The sequence below is a fragment of the Paucihalobacter sp. genome, assembly GCF_036825875.1.
Classification (GTDB): Bacteria; Bacteroidota; Bacteroidia; order Flavobacteriales; family Flavobacteriaceae; genus Paucihalobacter.
The window spans coordinates 1-20,651 of record NZ_DAISXK010000028.1 but is presented as its reverse complement, the minus strand read 5'-3'; the positions used below and the strand labels follow the sequence as shown (position 1 = coordinate 20,651).

At 38.3% G+C, this 20,651-nt stretch carries 9 protein-coding genes; all 9 read right to left on the bottom strand.

Going from position 1 to position 20,651, the window contains the following annotated elements; all coding sequences use genetic code 11:
* Window positions 1-5 precede the first annotated feature (5 nt).
* The 9 genes from V7Z48_RS09220 to V7Z48_RS09180 all read right to left on the bottom strand — a co-directional run bounded on the left by V7Z48_RS09220 (window position 6) and on the right by V7Z48_RS09180 (window position 20,631).
* Entirely contained in the window at window positions 6-638 is a 633-nt protein-coding gene (locus V7Z48_RS09220; protein ID WP_334113128.1) for a Crp/Fnr family transcriptional regulator, read from the bottom strand.
* A gap of 297 nt (window positions 639-935) precedes the next feature.
* The gene (gene pdeM / locus V7Z48_RS09215) at window positions 936-1,598 is read right to left on the bottom strand and encodes a ligase-associated DNA damage response endonuclease PdeM (RefSeq protein ID WP_334113127.1); all 663 of its coding nucleotides are present in this window, start codon (window positions 1,596-1,598) and stop codon (window positions 936-938) included.
* The gene (locus V7Z48_RS09210) at window positions 1,583-4,042 is read right to left on the bottom strand and encodes a ligase-associated DNA damage response DEXH box helicase (protein WP_334113126.1); all 2,460 of its coding nucleotides are present in this window, start codon (window positions 4,040-4,042) and stop codon (window positions 1,583-1,585) included. The genes pdeM and V7Z48_RS09210 overlap by 16 nt, the downstream gene beginning before the upstream one ends.
* Window positions 4,039-5,628, bottom strand: a complete 1,590-nt coding sequence (locus V7Z48_RS09205) for an ATP-dependent DNA ligase (protein WP_334113125.1) — start codon at window positions 5,626-5,628, stop codon at window positions 4,039-4,041. Before V7Z48_RS09205 ends, V7Z48_RS09210 begins: the two co-directional genes overlap by 4 nt.
* Window positions 5,625-6,647 (bottom strand): ligase-associated DNA damage response exonuclease, encoded by a 1,023-nt coding sequence (locus tag V7Z48_RS09200; RefSeq protein ID WP_334113124.1) that lies wholly within the window; start codon window positions 6,645-6,647, stop codon window positions 5,625-5,627. The genes V7Z48_RS09205 and V7Z48_RS09200 overlap by 4 nt, the downstream gene beginning before the upstream one ends.
* A 147-nt stretch (window positions 6,648-6,794) precedes the next feature.
* The gene (locus V7Z48_RS09195) at window positions 6,795-7,265 is read right to left on the bottom strand and encodes a DUF6428 family protein (RefSeq protein ID WP_334113123.1); all 471 of its coding nucleotides are present in this window, start codon (window positions 7,263-7,265) and stop codon (window positions 6,795-6,797) included.
* A 159-nt stretch (window positions 7,266-7,424) separates the two neighbouring features.
* Complete coding sequence (locus V7Z48_RS09190) at window positions 7,425-8,402, bottom strand: PorP/SprF family type IX secretion system membrane protein (protein WP_334113122.1); 978 nt, start codon at window positions 8,400-8,402, stop codon at window positions 7,425-7,427.
* Between the two features lie 41 nt (window positions 8,403-8,443).
* Window positions 8,444-18,118: a T9SS type B sorting domain-containing protein gene (locus V7Z48_RS09185; protein WP_334113121.1), complete on the bottom strand. Its 9,675-nt coding sequence runs from the start codon at window positions 18,116-18,118 to the stop codon at window positions 8,444-8,446.
* Window positions 18,119-18,195: 77 nt separating this feature from the next.
* Window positions 18,196-20,631: a PorP/SprF family type IX secretion system membrane protein gene (locus tag V7Z48_RS09180; RefSeq protein ID WP_334113120.1), complete on the bottom strand. Its 2,436-nt coding sequence runs from the start codon at window positions 20,629-20,631 to the stop codon at window positions 18,196-18,198.
* Window positions 20,632-20,651: the final 20 nt, after the last annotated feature.

Here is a 20,651-nt window from a genome sequence, read left to right as displayed (position 1 = left end):
AATTGTTACATTTTCAACACTTTGATGTTATTCCGATTGAGTTTAATGGTTCCAGAACGCTCAAGACTCTTAAGAAGTCTGGAAATTACCACTCGAGATGTATGTAAATCATGTGCAATTTGCTGGTGTGTGACTTGAATTTCGTCATTGTGGTTAACCATAGCCTTATCTTTTAAGTATTTAAGCAAACGCTCATCCATTTTTAAAAAGGCAATGGTATCAACTGCTTCTAACAGTTCAGACATACGATTATGGTAGCTTTGTAAAATAAAACTTTGCCAGCTCCGATAGGTGCGCATCCATTCGTCCATTTTTTGAACGGGAATCATGATAATTTCGGTATCAGTCTCGGCAACAGCTCTAATTTCACTTTTAGATTGACCCATACAGCAAGATAAGGTCATGGCACAGGTATCACCTCGTTCTAAAAAGTACAAAATCAATTCATCACCGTTATCGTCTTCGCGCAAAATTTTGATAGCACCACTCACCAATAAAGGCATAGAACGAATGTAATCACCTATTTCAATTAATTTCTCGCCTGCTTTTATATGTTTTAATTCGCCAACTTTATTAATTTCTTCAAGTAAGGCATCTTCATATAGGTATCCGTAATTGGTTTGTAGTAGTTCTTTCATTGAGATATGGTATTACTTCGTAAAGATAACTGAACTTACAGTAAAGTGCAATATTGTGGAACGATTAAACGCAACTTAAACTTTAATCTATATTCCTAGTCAAGGCAGAAAAAAAATAATTTAAATATAAAGCTTGGTTGATATCTTCTAACTTTGTCTTTGATTTTTTATAACCACAAAGGTATTTAAGATCAACACAAAGACCACAAAGGTTTTTTTATTATCATGTTTTTTACTTTGAGTACTTTGTGCATACTTTGAGAACTTAGTGGTTAAAAAGCTGTATTCCAATAAGTATTAAAACTCAAAAAATCCCGTCTCAGTAAAAGCAAAAAACTTAAAACTATGACTATCTAATCGGGCATTTAAACCTGTGAATTCTGAAAATGCAGGCAGTATTAAATGCTGTTTCCCAATGGCGAAACATGGTAATTTGATGTGTTGTCTGGCTTTGGCTTTTAAATAAATACCAGGGTGTAAATGTCCTGAAACAGTGCAACCTTCAACTCTATAATGTTCTAAATTATGTATAAACGTGATGCCTTCCCATGTCAATTCATTTTGCATAATTTCAACATCCAAATCTTTATAAATTGAGTGATAATAGCGATCATGATTGCCTTTAATGAGCACAAATTGAACATCTGAGTTTTGTGTTTTCCAATCTTTAAATTGTTGAATTTCTGAATTGTTTTCAGCATGAAACATATCTCCAACCACTATGATTTTTTGAGGGTTGAAATGATGAATTAACATTTCAAGTTTATTCAAATCATTTCTGAAAATAGTATTCGGTATGGCGATTCCATGCTTCTGAAAATGAGTGGATTTACCAATGTGTATATCTGCTAACACCAAAGCTTTTAGTTCAGGTATATATAATGCAGACAAATTGGTGAGCACCAATTGCTGTCCAGCAAATTCAACGGTATGTTCGACTATATTTAAATTTTTTGCCATTGTTGTTGCTGTTGCTGAAGTCGCTTGATGCGCTTGTCTAATTGCTCGCTACTTAACGATTCTCGCAAGCTATCTACTTTGATTGGGAAACTAAGTGGTGTGAATGAGGTTAAAGTTTTAAACACCAATTCGCCTTTATTAATTCGTTGAATGGCTTCGCGCAGTCTGGCCTCTTCTAACTGCTGATTGAATACTTCCTCATAAGCCTGACGCAACAATAAATTTTGAGCCTCATGCTCTTCCAAAACTCTAAAAATTAATCCTGAAGACGACTGCAAACTTTTGTTGGTTTTTGATTGTCCAAATGCCGATTGCACCACCAATCCGGAAATCACGGCTATATCTCTAAATGCTCTGGAGGCCATTTCGGAAGCGTTGATACTGCCAATCACATCTTCCATTAAGTTGTCTTCGGAAAGTAAAGTCTTTAAAACCGTTTCATCTACAGGAATTGGCAAATCGCTTAATAACTCAAATCCGTAGTCATTCATAGCCATCGTAAAAGTAATGGGTTTAAGCTTGCCCAGTCGGTAGGCGATGAGTGCAGACATGACTTCGTGCACCAATCGGCCTTCAAACGGATACATAAATAAATGATAGCCATCTTTGGTTTGGATGTATTCTACTAAAAATTCGTCGTGTTTAGGAATATGAGATTGACTGAGTTGAAAATTCCATAACGGATTCAAAAACTGCAATTCTTTATCGTTATTAGGAGTGTTGGCTTCAGATAATTTCAACCTTAAATAAGAACTTAACTTAGAACTTAGGGGCAATCTTCCGCCCATCCAACTAGGTGCTATGGCGTTTTTTGCTTTCGAACTTTTAACATAAACGGTCATGTCCTTCACTTTATCGAGTTCCAAAGTTCTACCCGCTAAAATAAAGGCTGATTTTGGTTTTAATTTCGAAATAAAAAATTCCTCAATCATACCAATATAACCTCCCGATATAAATTTAACCCGCAACATGGCATCACTCACAATCACACCAACATTCATGCGATGCAACATGCTGATGCGGCGGTTTTTCACACGATAAATTCCTTCGTCGTCTTTCATCACTTTATGAAATTCTTCATAAGACTTTAAAGTGCTACCACCTTGAGTGATGAACTGAATAGCCCAGGCAAAATCTGCTTCAGTTAAATAATGATACGCATGGGTTTGTTTTAGTTGATTGAAAACTTCCTTCAACTTAAAACCTTCACCTGTGGCAAGCGTCACCAAATACTGCACCAGTACATCGTAAGCTAAAACAATGGGTGTTCGGGTTTCTAAATGGTTGTCTTTATAGGCTTGTTTTAAAGCAGAAGCCTCTAACAATTCCAAGGTATTGGTGGGCACCAAATAAATAACCGACGTTTCATAAGGCGAATGCCCGCTGCGACCAGCGCGTTGTACAAATCTGGCAATACCTTTGGCTGATCCTATTTGAATCACACAATCTACTGGTTTAAAATCCACACCCAAATCTAAAGACGAGGTACAAATCACCGCTTTTAACTGCCCTGAAGCGATGCTGTCTTCAATCCAAATACGTAATTTCCCATCTATAGATCCATGGTGAATGGCCAGCAAACCAGCCAACTCTGGCGCCGCTTCTAAAATAATTTGATACCACAATTCTGCTTGTCCGCGGGTGTTGGTAAAAATTAGTGTGGTACGGTGTTTATGAATGATGGGGATAATTTTGGTCGCCATACTCTTACCCAAATGACCCGCCCATGGCAACAATTCAACCGTGTCTGGAAATACCGGTTGGATGTCTATTTTCTTTTTGAGTTTTGAAGTGATGAATTGTATTTTAAGCTGTGAATATGGCAGTAAAACTTCAGCAGCTTCTTCCAAATTTCCGATGGTGGCAGTGATGCCCCATATGCGGAGTTTTGGCTGGATTTCTAACATTCTGCAAACGGCCAGCTCGGTCAATACTCCGCGCTTGCTACCCAAAAGCTCGTGCCATTCATCTACCACCAAACAATTGAGGTGCTTAAACCAACGGGAATTGTCCTTTTGAGTAAACATTAATTGGATGGTTTCTGGAGTGGTGATTAAAATATCTGGCATTAAGCGCTCTTGTGAGCGTCGCATATTTTGAGGCGTATCGCCATTTCGTACCGAAACTTCCCAATCTAAACCAATATCTAAAATGGCTTCGCTCATGGCTTTGGCTAAATCTTTGGCTAGGGAACGCAACGGACTCACCCAAAGCAATTTTAATCCTTTTTGATAGGCTTCCGGATGATTTAAATAATCAATCACCACCGCTAAAAAAATTGAAAAGGTTTTTCCAAAACCCGTAGGCGCCACTACCATCCCACTTTTACCTTCGTGATATGCCTTCCAACTTTTCTGCTGAAAATCGAATGGTGCGTTACCGTTTTTGGCCATCCATTGCACTACCATTTCGTAGCCAGTTGTTGTTGTGAAGGTGTTTTTCATGAGTTGGCTGTGATAAGTAGTTTGACCGAATCAATATCATCAATTTCAGATACCAATTTATCCTTTCGCCAACGGGCAATTCTTGGGAATCGCAAGGCCACACCAGATTTATGCCGATTGCTGAGCGCAATGCCTTCAAAGGCAATTTCAAATACCAATTCGGGTATAACAGTACGTACAGGGCCAAATTTTTCGGTGGCATTTTTGGTAACGAATTTGCTGACTTCCTTAATTTCCTCATTGGTCAACCCCGAATAGGCTTTGGCAATATTTACTAGTTTGTCGCCATCTCTTACAGCAAAAGTATAGTCTGTGTAAAAGCCACTGCGCCTACCACTACCCTTTTGAGCATAAATTAATACCGCATCGATACATAGCGGATCTACTTTCCATTTCCACCAATCGCCTTTGATGCGACCAGTGTGATACGGGGATTGTTTTAATTTGAGCATCAACCCTTCCGAATTTTGACTGCGCGCTTCTTCACGAAACGCTTTTACATCATCCCACGAACGAACATTTAGTTCATGAGATTGTGATAAGGCAGTTTGATTTTCAAAATTCAGAATTTTATTGATATGTGTTTGTCTGTTGATCAATGCTTCACTCCTGATATCAACGCCATTCCATTCGAGTATGTCGTAAATTCGAAAATTTACAGGCACTTCAGCCATCAAGGCCTTGCTTACATTTTTACGATTGAGACGTTTTTGAAGATCGTTAAACTGAAGCACATTGGCATCTTTCATGGCCAATATCTCACCATCCAAGACAAAACTATCTGGTAAATTTTGAACTGCTTCAACCAGTTCTGGGAATTGTTTGGTGACTAGTTCTTCACCTCTACTCCAAATAAACACCGTATTATCCCGCTTGATTAGTTGTCCGCGAATACCATCCCATTTGTATTCTATTTGCCAGTTTTGAACATCACCTAATTCGTGGGTAGGTTTATCCAAAGCATAAGCCAAGCAAAACGGGTACGGTTTAGAATTGTCGTAATTAATATGTTTACCTTCAATTAAATCCTCAAAAGTGATATCATCTACCGTCCAATTTCCAATAATACTGTGCATAAGTTGATTAGATTCAACTCCTGAATATTTAGACAACGCATTTACCAGTAGTTTTTTAGAAACACCCACCCGAAAACTACCTCCAATAAGTTTGTTTATTAAAAAGCGTTGGTGTGTTTCAAAACTGTCCCATGTTTCAAGGATATATGTTTTTTTCTCTTCATCCGAAAAGTTTTTAATCACTTTTAGGTCTTGAATGACCTGGCTTAAAGTTTTATCACTTTGCTGTTTTGGGGGCGGTAATAAAAGCGACAAAGTTTCGCCTAAATCGCCCACAGCACTGTAACTTTCTAAAAACAACCACTCGGGCAGACCAGTGATTTCAAGACACCATTCTTTCATCAATGATGTTTTTACAGGACGTTTGGGACGTTTACCTGTGAACAATGCAATCAACCAAAGTTTATCTTTATTGGGTGCAGTGCTAAAATACCGCACCATCGCCTCAATTTTGGCGTTTGTTTTATTGGTGAGCTCTAACTGCTGTATGAGTGCTGCAAACTGTTTCATGCACTTTTTGGTAATTCAGTTTCTTTGGCTTCTGCATCTTCGTAACTTCCGTATTCTGTTTTGACCTCAGCGGCAGAAATACCAATCTCGTTAAGGTAACGGGCAAAAGTTTCCTGATAGCCATGTGTGACGTAAACCTGTTCGGCTTCGGTGGCTTTTACTGCTGAAATTAAACCATTCCAATCGGCATGGTCGCTTACTACAAATCCAGCATCAACCGCTTGCCAACGCCGGTGCCCTCTTATTTGCATCCAACCCGAACACAAGGCAATGGCGGCATTAGGAATGCGTTTGATCATATTACTTCCAATTAAAGCCGGTGGCACGATAACAATGTTATTCTGAAGCAAATTTTTATCGGTGGTGGCTTGCCATAAATCGGCTTGAGGAAGTTTGATACCAGAACTTCTAATAACTTCATTCAATTGATAAATGGCATTGTGAACCAGCATAGGCGCACAGCCATCTAATAGGGACATGATGCGTTGCGATTTCCCAAGCGAATAACCCACAAAAACACTTGTTTTATTTTGCTGTTGATTGCTTAGCACCCAATTCTGCATTTGCTGTCTTATGATGGCATCGTCCTGCCAGTGATAAATAGGCAATCCAAAAGTACTTTCGGTAATAAAAGTGTGGCATTTTACGGGTTGAAAAGGAATAGTAAGACTATCGGCATTTGTTTTATAATCACCAGTAAAAACGGTGACATGGCCTTTGTATTCCAATCTAATTTGAGCAGAACCAATGATATGCCCGGCCGGATGGAAACTCAATTTGACGCCGTTGATAGTTTTTTCTATTCCGTAAGGCAAGCTTTCGATAGAAATATCTTGACCAATGCGGTGTTTTAAAATGGCTTTAGAATCGTCTACGCAAAGGTAGTGTTTCATACCCCATCGGGCATGATCCGCGTGTCCGTGGGAGATTACAGCATAATCAACTTGACCCCAAGGATCGAGATAAAATTTTCCGGGAATGCAGTACAGTCCTTTTTTGGTGAACCTAATGATTTTCAACTGAAATGATTAAATGGCCTCGTTAACAATGAGGCGTGCAATTTTTTATAAAGTTACGGAAAATTGGTTAGTTAGCTCTCGAAAGAAACTAAACCTACTTCTTAATTATCTATATCAGTTAAGTTGAAAAATTAAATCTTGTTACAATTAACAACAACCAGATTCTGGCGAGCAACAAGCAGTAGATTTTTGCCTTTCGCCAATTCTTACTTTTAGTTTTTCAGGTGGAATACCGCAATTATCTTTAGCGAGACAATCGGTCATTTTGGTGGTTAACATAAAGTTTTTACCGTCAAAATCTAATCCGAATTTTCCAATGGTTTGCGCTTGGTATTCTACTTCAATGTCGGCATTAGGCAAATTAAAAATACGCTCTGATAATTCTATAATATTCAATAATTTTTCGGGATGTAAACGGTGATCATAATCATTGGCTTCCCACAATTGAAAATTTACGACAGTTTCACTTCTAACAGTGCCACCGCAATCAATAAAGTCTTTTTGAACTTTACCAACCTCAGTAACGTGGAAATGAGCAGGCACTAATTGGCCATCGGGTAGTTGAAAAGCAATAGTTTTTTGGTTGACTAAAATTTGTTTGATTTCGGATAGTTTCATTTGGAACAGATTTATATAAGTACAACGATTCACTTACAATTATATATTGCAATATTACGATGAATAAAATTAAAGACAAAGTTTATGTTCTTAAAATATAACATTTTTAACTTTTGAAGTGATGGTGACTATTCCCAGACTAAGCAGCTTGTTATTGTGTTAAAACTTATTGATTTTACTCTTCGTACACGGACAATCACTAATACCTTGAAGAAAATCTAATCCAATAGTGACCATATGCGTCCCTGAATTGTATCCTGCTAAATCGTTAGTCGTAATTTGGTATGAGTATGCGAAATACATTTTAGATTTCATGATACCAGCCATTGGGCCAACATTTAAAGGTTTCAAAAACTGATCGTTTAAAAAACGATACGATGCTCCAATCCAGTAATAATCTTCACCTCTCGTATACTTTCTATATTTAAAATTGATATCGGTAGCTGAACGGCCATCGCTTCCAAATAATTGGAAAAACACTGAAGGTTCGTATTCTATATTTTTGTTATAATTACTTCTCATAACATATCCAGAATACACTTGATAATTTCTGATGGTATTTGGTTCAAAGCCATTAAAATCATTGATGTCTTTTTCTAAAATATTATTAGCATTAAAACTAAAGAAAAACTCCTTGTACCGGTATAAAAATCCAACGTCGAAGTTATGATTTGAGATGGCTCTATCATCGGTAATTGCTGGATCTAAAATTGGCATCTCAATAGTTGGTTGAAAATTATGAATATCAATTTTAAAAGCGTTGATGTTATAGGAAAGTCCGAAAGACAAAAACTGTTTGGTGTAATAATCTAAAACCAAATGATGGGCAAAGGAGAATTTCACGCCTGTTTGGCGCGTGTTACCATTTTTATCATTGTAGGCAGACACACCTACTCCTGACCGATTTGATATCCTCATATCAACATAAAATGATTGGTTGTCAGGAGCGTCTTTAATACCAACCCATTGTGTTAAGCCGTTCACTCTAACTCTCAAGTTATCGCCAATTCCTGCAAATGTTGGCGATATCACAAACTCGTTATCCGCCAAATACTGAGTCCAAACTGGTAAATTCAACTCTTGTCCATAGGTATATGTAACTGCTATAAAGAGGAAATATTTTAGAAATTTTTTCATGTCTTTTCGTTTTTTCAATTAACTCAGCTTATTCATGATTTTTATCTATAAAGTGTAAAGTGACCAACAAAATCACGGTCATTAGTAGAGCTATTCAGCCTAACTACATACCAGTAATCGCCAGTTGGCAGTTCCTTATTGTTATATCTTCCATCCCAGTATTGACCGACTCTATAGGTGCCAACCTTACGTCCGTATCTATCAAATATGTCAAACTCTAAATTTGGATAATTCTGAACACAACCTGGCGCCCATCCATCATTTACGCCGTCTCCATTTGGTGTGAAGTAATTAGGAATACAGATGTCTACAAACTCTCTAAATATGGTAGCTGAAGCAGAGCAGCCACTGTTGTCGGTAACAACCACCGTGTAATTTCCAGTTTCAGTTATTGTGAAGGTACTAGTGTCACCATAATCTACCCCATTCAATGTGTATTGATAATCACCAGTACCACCAGCAGTTACTGCAATTATTTCATTAAGATTGCCTTCATTCAAAGCTATTACCAATGGTTCATACTGCTCTACGTTAAAAAATTCTGTTGTTTGAATACAGCCATTTGTATGGCGTACTTCTATATAATGATCAGTTCCAACAGGTACATTCGTAAAGACATTACTCATTTGATAGGCGCCTCCATTTAAAGCATAATCCAAATCCGCAGGATCAATATCGCCTTCAACGTTAACAGTCACTACATTTTCTGTGGCATCATTCACACAAACAGATTCAATAAGTAACATTGGATTAAAACTTACAGATTCGGGGAAGGTAATATTCCATTCAGACTCGCAACCTTCGCTGTCTCTTACAAACACTACATGGTCGCCACCACCCAAGTCGGTAAAATCAAATTGGGTTTGCCCTGCAGCTCCAACTGTATATGGACCATCATAGTCATCTAAACTCACACTATAAGGAGCCGTTCCTCCAGAAATCTCTATACTAAATTCACCATCTGCATCACCTTCACAAACTTCTGGGAATATAGAATCCGCAACGATTGAAATAATTACTGGTTCTGGTTCAGTGATTGTAAAATTGAAAATTAAAAAACAACCTAAAACATCTTGAACAATAACGTCGTAATCGCCCGGTGCTAAATTTTCAAAACGATTGGTATCAAAAAATTGATTGGATTGAGGTGAAATAGCATATTGAATGTTTCCAGTACCTCCAGTGGCTATAATTTCAATAAATCCGTCATTGCCACCAAAACAAGTCACGTCGTTAACATTAAAAGTAGCTTCTAACGGAGCTGTCGGTTGAGATATGCTTACCAGTTGTGAAACCACATCGCAGTCGCCACTTTCAACAATCACAACATAATCGCCCGCTACCAGTTCAGTAAACACACCAGGACTATTTTGAGTTGCAGGAATGGTGTTACCCATGTTGTCTTCAAGGGTGTAAACATAATTCCCCAAACCACCTTGAGCAGTTGCGGTAATGCTTCCGTTATTATCACCAAAACAATTGATATTTGGATTGGTCGAAGTTAAAGTTAGTATTAACTCTGGAAGTGGATCTATGGTGATTTCATTAGAAATATTAGCCTCACATCCATTAGCATCTCTCACATAATAAGCATAGGTTCCTTCGGATACCGGAAAGGTAACTGATGATACAAATGTTCCCAATACCGAAGCGTAGTTGCTGCTAGTGCTATATTCATAAGATCCTGTTCCACCATTAGCACTTAAAGTAAGTGTTGTTTCAGTCTCGCATGTTTGTGTAGATGCAACGACGAGATTTGCATTAATTGGAGTTGGTTGAGAAATTACAATTTCTAATGATGTGAAATCACAATTTAAGGCGTCTGTTACGGTTACTATATATGTTCCAGCTGCTAAATTGTTAAATACTGGCGATGATTGTGGCCCTGACGAACTTGAAGTTGGTAAAATGGTATTTAAGGTGTAACTGTAATTATTTCCCTGTCCGCCTGTTACGTTACTTACTGTGATGCTTGCATTTTGGTCTCCAAAACAAGATAACAAAGTGATGTTCGGTGTGAACGTTGTCGTAATTGGAGCTGGTTCAATTAGAACAATATTTTCTGACACTATACAGCCACCAGCATCTCTCGCATTCACTACGTAATTACCAGCCGATAAGCCCGTGAAACTTCCATTAGGAGAATAAGCAACCGAGGCAGTGCCTGTTAATTCATATTCATAACCTCCAAATCCGCCATTAGCAATGGCAGTTATCGTTCCTGAATTATTATCACAAGTAACATTTGCTGTTTCTGTAAGTGTTAATGTTAATGGGGTTGGCGGTGAAACAATTGTTACAACATTGGATGTTGCAGTGCAAAATGGACTATCAGTTGCATTGACCTCAACGGTAAAGTTACCAGCTGATAATCCTGTTATTTCTTGTGGATTAGCAGTTGTATTGGCAGCAATAACTCCAGTTACCGCAGTTCCTAAACCGTCAAAAACTTGATATGTATAATTGCCATTGTAGTCGCTCACATTTATTTGAATTGCACCGTTAGTATCTCCAAAACATGTGATATCAGTACTAGCAGTCGCCGTCACATCAATTAAATTAAATGGGGCGATAGTAATTGGTGCGGTCGAAATAAAACAACCGGTACCAATGTCATTTACTTGGAAATAATAATCGCCTGGACTTGAAATATCAAAAATATTGGAAGCTTGTGGCGTTCCGCTTGGAAGCATTTCATAAGTAAAATTACCTGAACCACCGGTAACCATAATTTCAACAGTACCTGTACTGTTACAATCAATAGGTGTGGCAATCGCTGCTATTGCTGATGTTAATTCTTCAAGAGGATTAACAATTACTGAATTGGTTGCTATACATCCGTTAGCATCTTGCACATAAACAGTAATGTTTTGGATGCTGCCATTATCAATAATATTGAAGGTATTTGTGCTGAAATAATTAATACCATTAATGCTATATAAATAAGGTGCAGTACCTCCTACTTCTGTAATAGTAAGAGTAGATGTATTCACCGAATTATCAATAGCACAAGCAAAATCGGTTGCTGTTCCCGATACATCTAATAGCGAAGGTTCTCCTATAGTAACATCTTCCGTGGCAACACAATTTCTACCAGAGGTAACCTGAACTGTGTAGGTTCCTGTAGCTAATCCTGTAAAGACATTCGAGGTTTGAGCCGCAATACTGATGGGCGCAATAATTTCGTATGTATATACCGGGTTATTATTACTTGGTGGTAAGTTAACTGTAATCATACCGTCACTACCTCCATGACAACTTACTTCGTCTACAGTAGTAGTGAAAATGACTGGAGTTGCATTTTGAAGCGTTACTGAAACATCTTCCGTACACAAGGTAACGGTATCTGTCATGGTGATGGTATAAGTTCCTGAAGGCACTCCAGAAAACACATTGCCAGATAAGGTGATTGAAGTTGGATTGGGACTAATAGTATAAACGTAATTTCCAGTTCCACCTATTCCTGTCATGGTAATCGCACCATCATCGTCTGTACAACTCGGTAAAGCTGTAATAGCTGGTGTTAATCCTATAGGTGCTTCAATATCGACCGTCACCACATCACTACAACCATTAACATCTCTTACCTCAATGGTATAACTACCCGAGTTTAAATTAAATATGGTGAATGGTAATGTTTGTGTTTGGAAAGCACTTCCGTTAATGCGATAACTATATGGTGCAACACCAGCAGAAGCTAAGGTCACATCAATCTCAAAAGCGCCTTCAACCGCTGTACAATCATTAGTGACTGTTGCTGAAATAGCAGGTGAAGGATTTGATGGTAAAATAACCTCAGAAGACGTTACAATACATCCATAAGCATCTAATACATGTACATAATAATTACCAGCGTCTAAGTTGAAGCTACTCGCAGAAGCCCATAACGGGTCTGATGCTAATGGAGCCGCAGCTGTTGTAGTCACTTGATATCGATACGGTGCAGTTCCATCTTGACCAATGGCACTAATAACCCCTGAAGCGGCGTTACAATTCGCATTTTGATCAACTGAAACTGATAAATTTAAAGGAATAGCAGACTCAGTAATATTAAACGCTACAGTTACCACACTACAGCCTGTATTTGGGCCAGAGGTTTCACTGATCAGCACATAGTAATTCCCGAAAGGCAACGGACCTAAATCGGTTACGGTAACAGAACCTGATGCAGGAACAACGCCTGTTCCAGAAATACCAGTAGTATTTTGAGACAAGGAATCAAAAATTTCGTAAGAAATGTTGGTTGCTGTTCCATAAACACTATTCACAGTAAAAGTGACATTGCCATCGGCGCTGCCTGTACAGGTGATATTATTAGCAGAAACAGTAGAGGCTGTTAAAGTTGAATTGGTTGGAATTGGTGTAGTTGCTGGTTCGTAGTAACTACATAGCGTTGATTCGTCGTAAACAATAAATGTATATAACACACTAGGAGTTAATCCCGTAAAGGTAGCCGACTGGCTTCCTGGGGAATCTTCTGGAATCCATGACCCAGCAGGGTTTGGATACACCGAAATAGGTCCTTGGTAAATACTAAAGAAAAACGGACCAGAACTAGCTAAGGTAGAACTAACGCTTACCACCGCTTCTCCTCCCGTTAGACAATCTACTGAGGTATTGATAGTAATTTCCAAATCATCTGGTGGGGAAGCCACCAAAACATCTTGGAACAATACCGAGCATCCGTTTGCGTCAACTACATTAATTTGGTACAATCCAAAATCTACCACATCAAAACTAACCGAAGTAGAACCTGTGGCGTTCATTTCAGAATTAGAATAACCATTGGTTCCGGTTACAAAATAATTGTAAGGTGCTGTTCCACCGTTTACACTATTAATAATAATAGAACCTTGTGAAATACCGCCAGTGGTACATGTAATTGGTATGGTAAAATAGTCAACAACAATATCATCTGGTTCAGAAATAGTAATTGTTTCTGTAGCAGTACAAGATCTAGCATCAGTAACAGTCACCGTATAAGTTCCGGCTGGCAATCCTGAAGTTTGTGTGCCGTAATTAACGCCTGTTGTATCGTTATTCACATTAATAACAAATGGCGCTGTTCCCGATGATGTATCGATGCTCACTTGAATTGCAGCATTAGAATCACCATTACACAAAATATCTTGGGTTTGTAATACAGTACTAATAGCTGGTGGTGTAATTGGATTGATGGTTGTGGTACCTGTTTGGATGATACAGCCTTGGGCATCGGTAATCTCAAAACGATAGGTTCCAGCTGTTCCTGTAGAATAGGTAAAATTTGGACCTGTTGTTCCCAGAGCAGTAATGGCTCCTCCGTTAACAGATACAGCATAATTAAACGGGGCATAGCCACCAACTATAGTTCCTGAAATCAAAGCATCAGGTGAAGCGGTACAGTCTAAATCGTCTGTTAAAACAGTACTCACAGATAATTGAGGCGCAATGGTTTGTTCTGATAGGGTAACAACACACCCAAAGGCATCTCTCACTGTAACTGTGTAAGCACCTGGGGTTAAATTGTTAAAAATATTACTAGATTGAAAAGCTCCACCATTCAAACTGTATTCAAAAGGCGCTTCTCCTGAGGTCACGGTAACTTCAATACTTGCTCCATTGGTTGTATCGTAACAAAAATCTGAAGTTGTATCTATGGAAGCGACAGGCGAATTTGGCGTATTCAAATCAAATGTATCTGTTGCAATACAGCCGTTAGAATCGGTAACAGTAACTGTATAGGTTCCATCTTGAGTTAAATTTGTAAAATTGTTATTGCTTTGATTGGGTAATACAGTTCCGTCAGGCAAGGTCAAACTGAATACATTTCCGCCCCAACCACCAGATGCATTGATTACAACGCTACCATTTTGCAAACAAGTAATAGGATTTACATTTGTTGTGATAGACAAGTCAACGGCCGCTTGGTTGACGGTAACCGTTGCAGTTCCATCGCAATTGGTGGTATTATCAGTCACAACAATGGTATATGTTCCAGCTACTAATCCTGATAAGATTACAGGCGAAGTACCTGCGGTGGCGGTACCACCGTTAAAAGTGTACGAAAAATTAGTAGTAGCAGACACAGTGAATTGAGCGGAACCATCATCTGCCCCAAAACATGAAACATCATTCAAAATTTGGCCAACCACAATAATAGGATCTAAAGCTGTTATGGTAAACGATTCACTGTAGGTACAATCGTTAGCATCTCTAACTTGAAAGGTATAAGTTCCTGGTGCTAAATCTGCAAATTCATTGGAAGTTTGGTAGGCTGTTGCAGCAGATGCTGGTGCAATTATTTGATATTCTAAAGGTGCAACACCACCGGATGTTCCTGTGATAGTAACTGTTGAAGTGTTTGATGGACAAGACAACGCACTACTACTAAATGTTAAATCGGTTGGTGGATTTAAAGCCTCTATGGTAATGGTGTTAATATTCTCAGCACACCCGCTGCTATCTTGTACAGTAATTGTATAGGTTCCATTTGCCAAGCCAGTGAAAGTATTTCCTGTTTGAAAATTAACACCATCAATACTGTAAGTATATGGTGTAGAGCCACCAGAAACATCTGTTACAGTAATGGTTCCGTCAGAATCACAAGTATAAGGCGCAGTTAAAGTTGCGGTTCCAATTATAGGATCATCAGCAGAAATTATAATAGTTTGCGGATCTGATAAACAAACCGACGAAGCAAAACTATACTGAGCAACAACCTCATAGTCACCAGCCGATAAACCTGTAAATACTGACGACCCTGAAAAAGTTGAACCACTATCTATACTATATTGTAAAGTATTTCCGTTGGCATTACTGACATTAACTGATATGGTTCCAGAATTAGGATCCATACAAAGAATATCTGTAAAAGAAACATCGAATTCTGGCTGTGGAATAGCCTCGACAGTAATGGTTGTATTGGCTTCGCAATTGTTGGAGTCAATGACCAAGATATTAAAAACTCCAGGTGCTGTAACCTCAATTTCCGGCACAGTTTGAAAATCGGATGAACCGTTAACAAAGTAAAAATAAGGTGCTGTTCCGCCTTCTGGATAAACCGTAATCTCACCATCGGTGCAGGTTAATGGTATGGTTAAGGCTGCGGTGGCTGTTAGTAAAGGTGGTTCAATAATTTCTATATCTTCTGAATGCGTACATCCATCTTCTGTTTCAATATTCGCGGTGTAAGTGCCTGGATTTAAGTTGGCAAATATATAAGTGTTTTCGGCGATGGGTCCTACACTATTCACTAAAGTTGCACCTTGATAAAGTGAAAAGAAATACTGCGGATCCACATCATTTGCTGCCAAATAAATGCTTCCCAAATCACCATTACAAAGCGGTTGTTCAACAACAGTTGAAACCGTAAAATTGCGCTCTCTTATTTGTACATCGGGTACAGAAAAAATACATGGATTTGTATCAACACCAATTTGTCTAATATTTACTGAATAAATACCAGGTGAAGTAACCGAAAAAATATTACTTGGCTGATAGTTTATACCATCTAAACTGTATTCATATCCTGAAGGCACACCGCCAACCGTAATGCTGCTCGGAGTGTTACAAACTATATCTGTAGCTGTTACATTGGGATTCAACAGATTCTGATAAACATTAAAATAGAATCTGTTAAAACAACCACCAGAATAATTGATTGTTAATCGGAATTGCCCTGCAGAATTCGCATTGAAATTAGGTCCGGTTCCTAATTGGTTCCAGCTACAATTAGTACTTTCATTGGCGCAATCCTGATTGGATACAGCATCGCAGCTAGATTCATTTAATTGTTCCCAAATAATAGAGGATACTCCAGAAATATTGGTTTGAATTTCGGTTGAATCATTTTCACCGCATAATAATATAAGCGGTAGTAGTTTTCCATCATTTGGACAGATTACTACCTCATCAGCAAATGGAATTACAGGATTGGAGATATCACCCCCAAAAAGTGTAACATTAAATTGCTGTTCTATAGATTGACAAGGTGCTGTTGCTGTATTTTGAACGTAGTAAATTCCAGTAGATGACACTGTGATTGTTTGTGTTGTGCCGATTACAGGCGTTCCTGTTGGGCTTGTTGACCATGAATAAGCATCGTAACCGTTAGCTGCAGTCAGTTCAACCGTAGCGCCACAAAGAATGATATCTTCTTGAAAAATACAATCGTCTAGATCTGCTAAAAAGTTAGTCGCTTGAGGCGTTATTAAACAACCTGTGTTTATACTAAAACTAGGATCGTCTGTAACTGTAAAATTGGGATTAAAAAAACCGTTATAGGTGGCATATGCCTGATTATTTATAATATTTGAACAAGCATCGGCAAGTTGGTTACAAGTTTCAACGGTCATAACCTCAATTCGAATTTCATAGGCTGGATCATTCTCTTCAACAAGGTAATCTTCAATATCAAAAACGAGTTCTCGGGTAGCGGAATCGTAACTAGAGACAGTGACACCAGGAGGTAATACAAGGTCTTCGGGATAATTAAAAATGATATTGATAGGAAGAATATCTCTAATTTGAAAATTGGTAGCATTATCATTACCAGTATTTTGAAAGCCAATAACATAATTTAATGGTTGTGAGAGTCCTACGGTTTGACCACCTATGTCATTTCCTAAATCGTCTTCAACTATTTTAGTTAGAACAATATTGGGCTCTATAATTTCAACCGCAAAAGCGAAAAAATATTGAAAATAAGTATCTTGACTCGTTTCTAATCGTACGGTAGCAGAAGTCGCATCATTGGCAATAACTGTATTACCAGGATTGGGTACTACCATTACACCAGTATCAAATCCTAAAGTGTTAGCACTATTCGGATTTCTATTATTTACAGGCAAGGCACTTAATTGGGTAACTGTACTATTAAAGAAGTTATTTGCTGGCCTATCAGCAGTTGACAATGTTACGCCATTCAACCTCAATCTATCACCTTGAATGGGTGCATCACCTTCCAAAGTTGCAAATGCAAAGTTGGCTCTAACCGGAGTTGGTGCAGGTACTGTTCTAAATCCAGTAATAGGAATATCGAGAGTTGGGTTTGCACCAGCCACGCTAATGGCACTAAAACCGTCAAAACTTGTAATTGACTTTCCTGGTAAGGTAGGATCTTCATAAACTATAAAAAGAGACCATCCTGCTGAATAACCTGTTCCATTATAGGGATTAAATGAAGCTGTTCTACCAGTTGCACTTGAAACATTGGCCACGGTGTAAGTTCCTAAATCATTTGTTAAACCTGTAACTATAGATGTTACATCTGCATAACAAGCATAAGAGAAGCTGTTACCACCATCAACAGAGGTGCCATCTGCATCGAATATAATATCGCCTACTATATCGTAATAATCACCTTCTGGACCTTTAAATTTTACATTGGTGATAGAGGCATCTCCTGCGGTTACTGCTCCCCAATACAAACCTGCGTGTTTTATTTGGTAGCAATTTGGATTCGCAATTTCTAGGTCTGCACTAGAAGAGCTAAAGGTTGATGGATCGCTATCAATATCAATATATTGCATATCGACCAAGTGATTAAACATGGTAACATCGTTAAATGCGTCATTATTCGGACCCAAAATGTTGTTTCCGATAAGGACGATATCGCCTTTTATGTCTTCATTGTAACGCGGTGTGAACGGTACATAGTTTTGGGCAAATGATTGTAATCCCAATAGCACAAAGGAAACAATAAGTACGGTTTTTGAAAAAGTAGGTTTTTTCATGGTTATCATTTTTTTATTCTATTTATTCACATGGGGCACTGTAAAAAAATAGGTCTTTACCTTAATTATATTTAATCTTAATTCTCTGCTTTAACTATGGATAGTTTGCCATTAAATGGTTTGCTTCCTTTCGATTTTAATGCATCATTAGCTTCCTCAATAGTCTCAAATTTTTGAGAGTATACATAGTATTTACTGGTGTTCACGTCATAGAAAAAGTCGATATTTTTCTCTCCTGTTGCGACCACCTTGGTTAAAAAATCATCTCTTTTGTCAACAGCACCATGTACCGCAAGAATCACATAATAACCTTCCTCAATATTTTTAATATTCTTTAAAATTTGAATATTTCCGCTTTGCTCTTCTCCAAAATCAAAATCCGCTTCTTTTAAGGGTTCAGAACTTAATGGTGTGGTTTGTTTAATACGTTGTAAAGTGGCTTTATCCTGAGTATTTCGATCTTTTTCGCTATCAAAAGCTGCACGTTTAATGCGACGCTTTCTTTCAAATTCGGTAGCTTCATTTATATCTTTTAAAGTGGCTGTTAATAGTGCTTTAGATTGAATTGATTTTAGTTGCTCTGCCTTTAATTTTTTTATGGTGTTTTTATAGAATAACATCACAGTATCATTAACTATGGTAGCAAATCTTTGATTTTCATCATACAATTCTTCCAATTCTTTTATTCGTATTTCTCGCTTTTTTATCACTTCGTCTAAATCAGCTTTTATCGCTTCAATGGCATTGTTTTCGGCAGTGACACTCTTGAAAGGTTTTGGATCTGTAACAATGCCTTGATCACTTAAATCATTCTCCTCTTTTAAATCTATTAAATCTTTATTTTTATTCTCAATTGCGGCCTGGAATCTTGCCATCAAGGCATTGGAATCTTCAGTCAATTTATCAATAGCATCCACGGAAGCAGCCATATTATCATCTAGTACTGTTGGTGATGAAGCTTCTGCCGCTGCTTTGGCTTCTGCCTCTAATCTTGCTGCTTCTTCAGTATCGGCTAGCGCTTTAGCCTCAGCCAATAATCGGGCTTGTTCTTCAGCTTTTGCTTTTTCGGCTTCCGCTTTTGCTAAAACTTCGGCATCGCGTCTTGCTTGTTCCTCTGCTTTTGCTTTTTCAGCATCTGCAATTGCTTTGGCCTCGGCTGCTTTCTTGGCTTCTTGCTCAGCTTTTTCTTTTGCCGCAGCTTCCACTCTAGCCTGCTGAATGATTCTAGCTTTTTCCTGAGCGTCTTGACGTAAACGATCTTCAGCCTCCGCTTTGGCTTTGTTCTCAGCTTTTAATTTAGCTTTCGCTTCCTCAGCTGCTTTGGCTTTTTGTGCTTCTTCTGCGGTTACTTCGATCGCCGCTACTTTCGCTTCCGCTTCTTTTCTAGCGGCTTCAGCTTCTTCTTTCGCTTTAGCGTCCGCTAATTGTTTGGCTTGGGCTGCTGCTTCAGCTTTAGCCTTTTCTTCAGCTAATGCATTCGCTTTGGCTTCTTTATTGGCCGCTACTTGAGCACTCGTGATAGTGCTCTTAACTGCTGGTTTTCTTTTCTTATCACCAGAAATAAGTGCGCTTATTTCATCTTCGCGACTGTAATCGTAGTTTCGGTAGCTACTGATTTTATATGCTAAAGTGATTTCGTGCGATGGACCAAAATCCATCAACTCACCGATGGCCATTTCATAATTGTATTCTATGGCAATTTGTTTGGTAATGTTTAAACCCAATCCACCTGAGGCGCCATACAAGCTATTATAACCAACTTGTGCCCATATTCCTTTTGGAACTAGAAGCATCGCAATTCCTGAAACGACTGTTTGGTCTTTTTTAAATTCTGATCGGAGCAAGCCTGTAAATCTGCTTTCTGCAAAAAATCCGTAGCTATCCAAATAACCCGTGTACATCAAATGGGCTTGAATGCTTTGTTCAGGATTGTCTTGAATTAATTCAGAGGTATTAAAGTTGTAAACCGCCAAATTATTAATGGCCACTCCAATATCTAAAAAGGCCATACCGTAATTGATACCTGGGTTTATGGTAAGTAAAAAATTTGAAGGAATGTTGTTTAAAGAAGGATCTGGAAAATTTGTTATAACGCTGCCACTATTCAAACCACTTTTATAAGCGCCCACATTAAGGCCAAAAGTTAGATTGCTATCGGTATTTAATCGTGCGTTGTAAGCAAAGTTGGCAACACCTCCAAAGGTTGTTAAAACACCAAAATTTTGTTGAAACAATCCTACACCAGCACCAATGTTTTCAGCAAACCTTCCTGAATAACCAAAAATATAAGTTTCAGGTGCATTATTAAACTGAACCCATTCGCGCTTATTGGTGAAATTTATAAACCTGTTTTGTTGTCTGACAAAACTAAAGGTTGGATTGATCATGTACTGGTTGAACATCAAAGAATTTCGTACCGGTAAAGCAAGCGCAACTACTCCATCATCTTCTTGAGAATAGAACATCTGTGTTGAACAGACCAGGAACGCTATAATCAAACCTTTGATTTTCATGTTACTTTACGACAGTTATG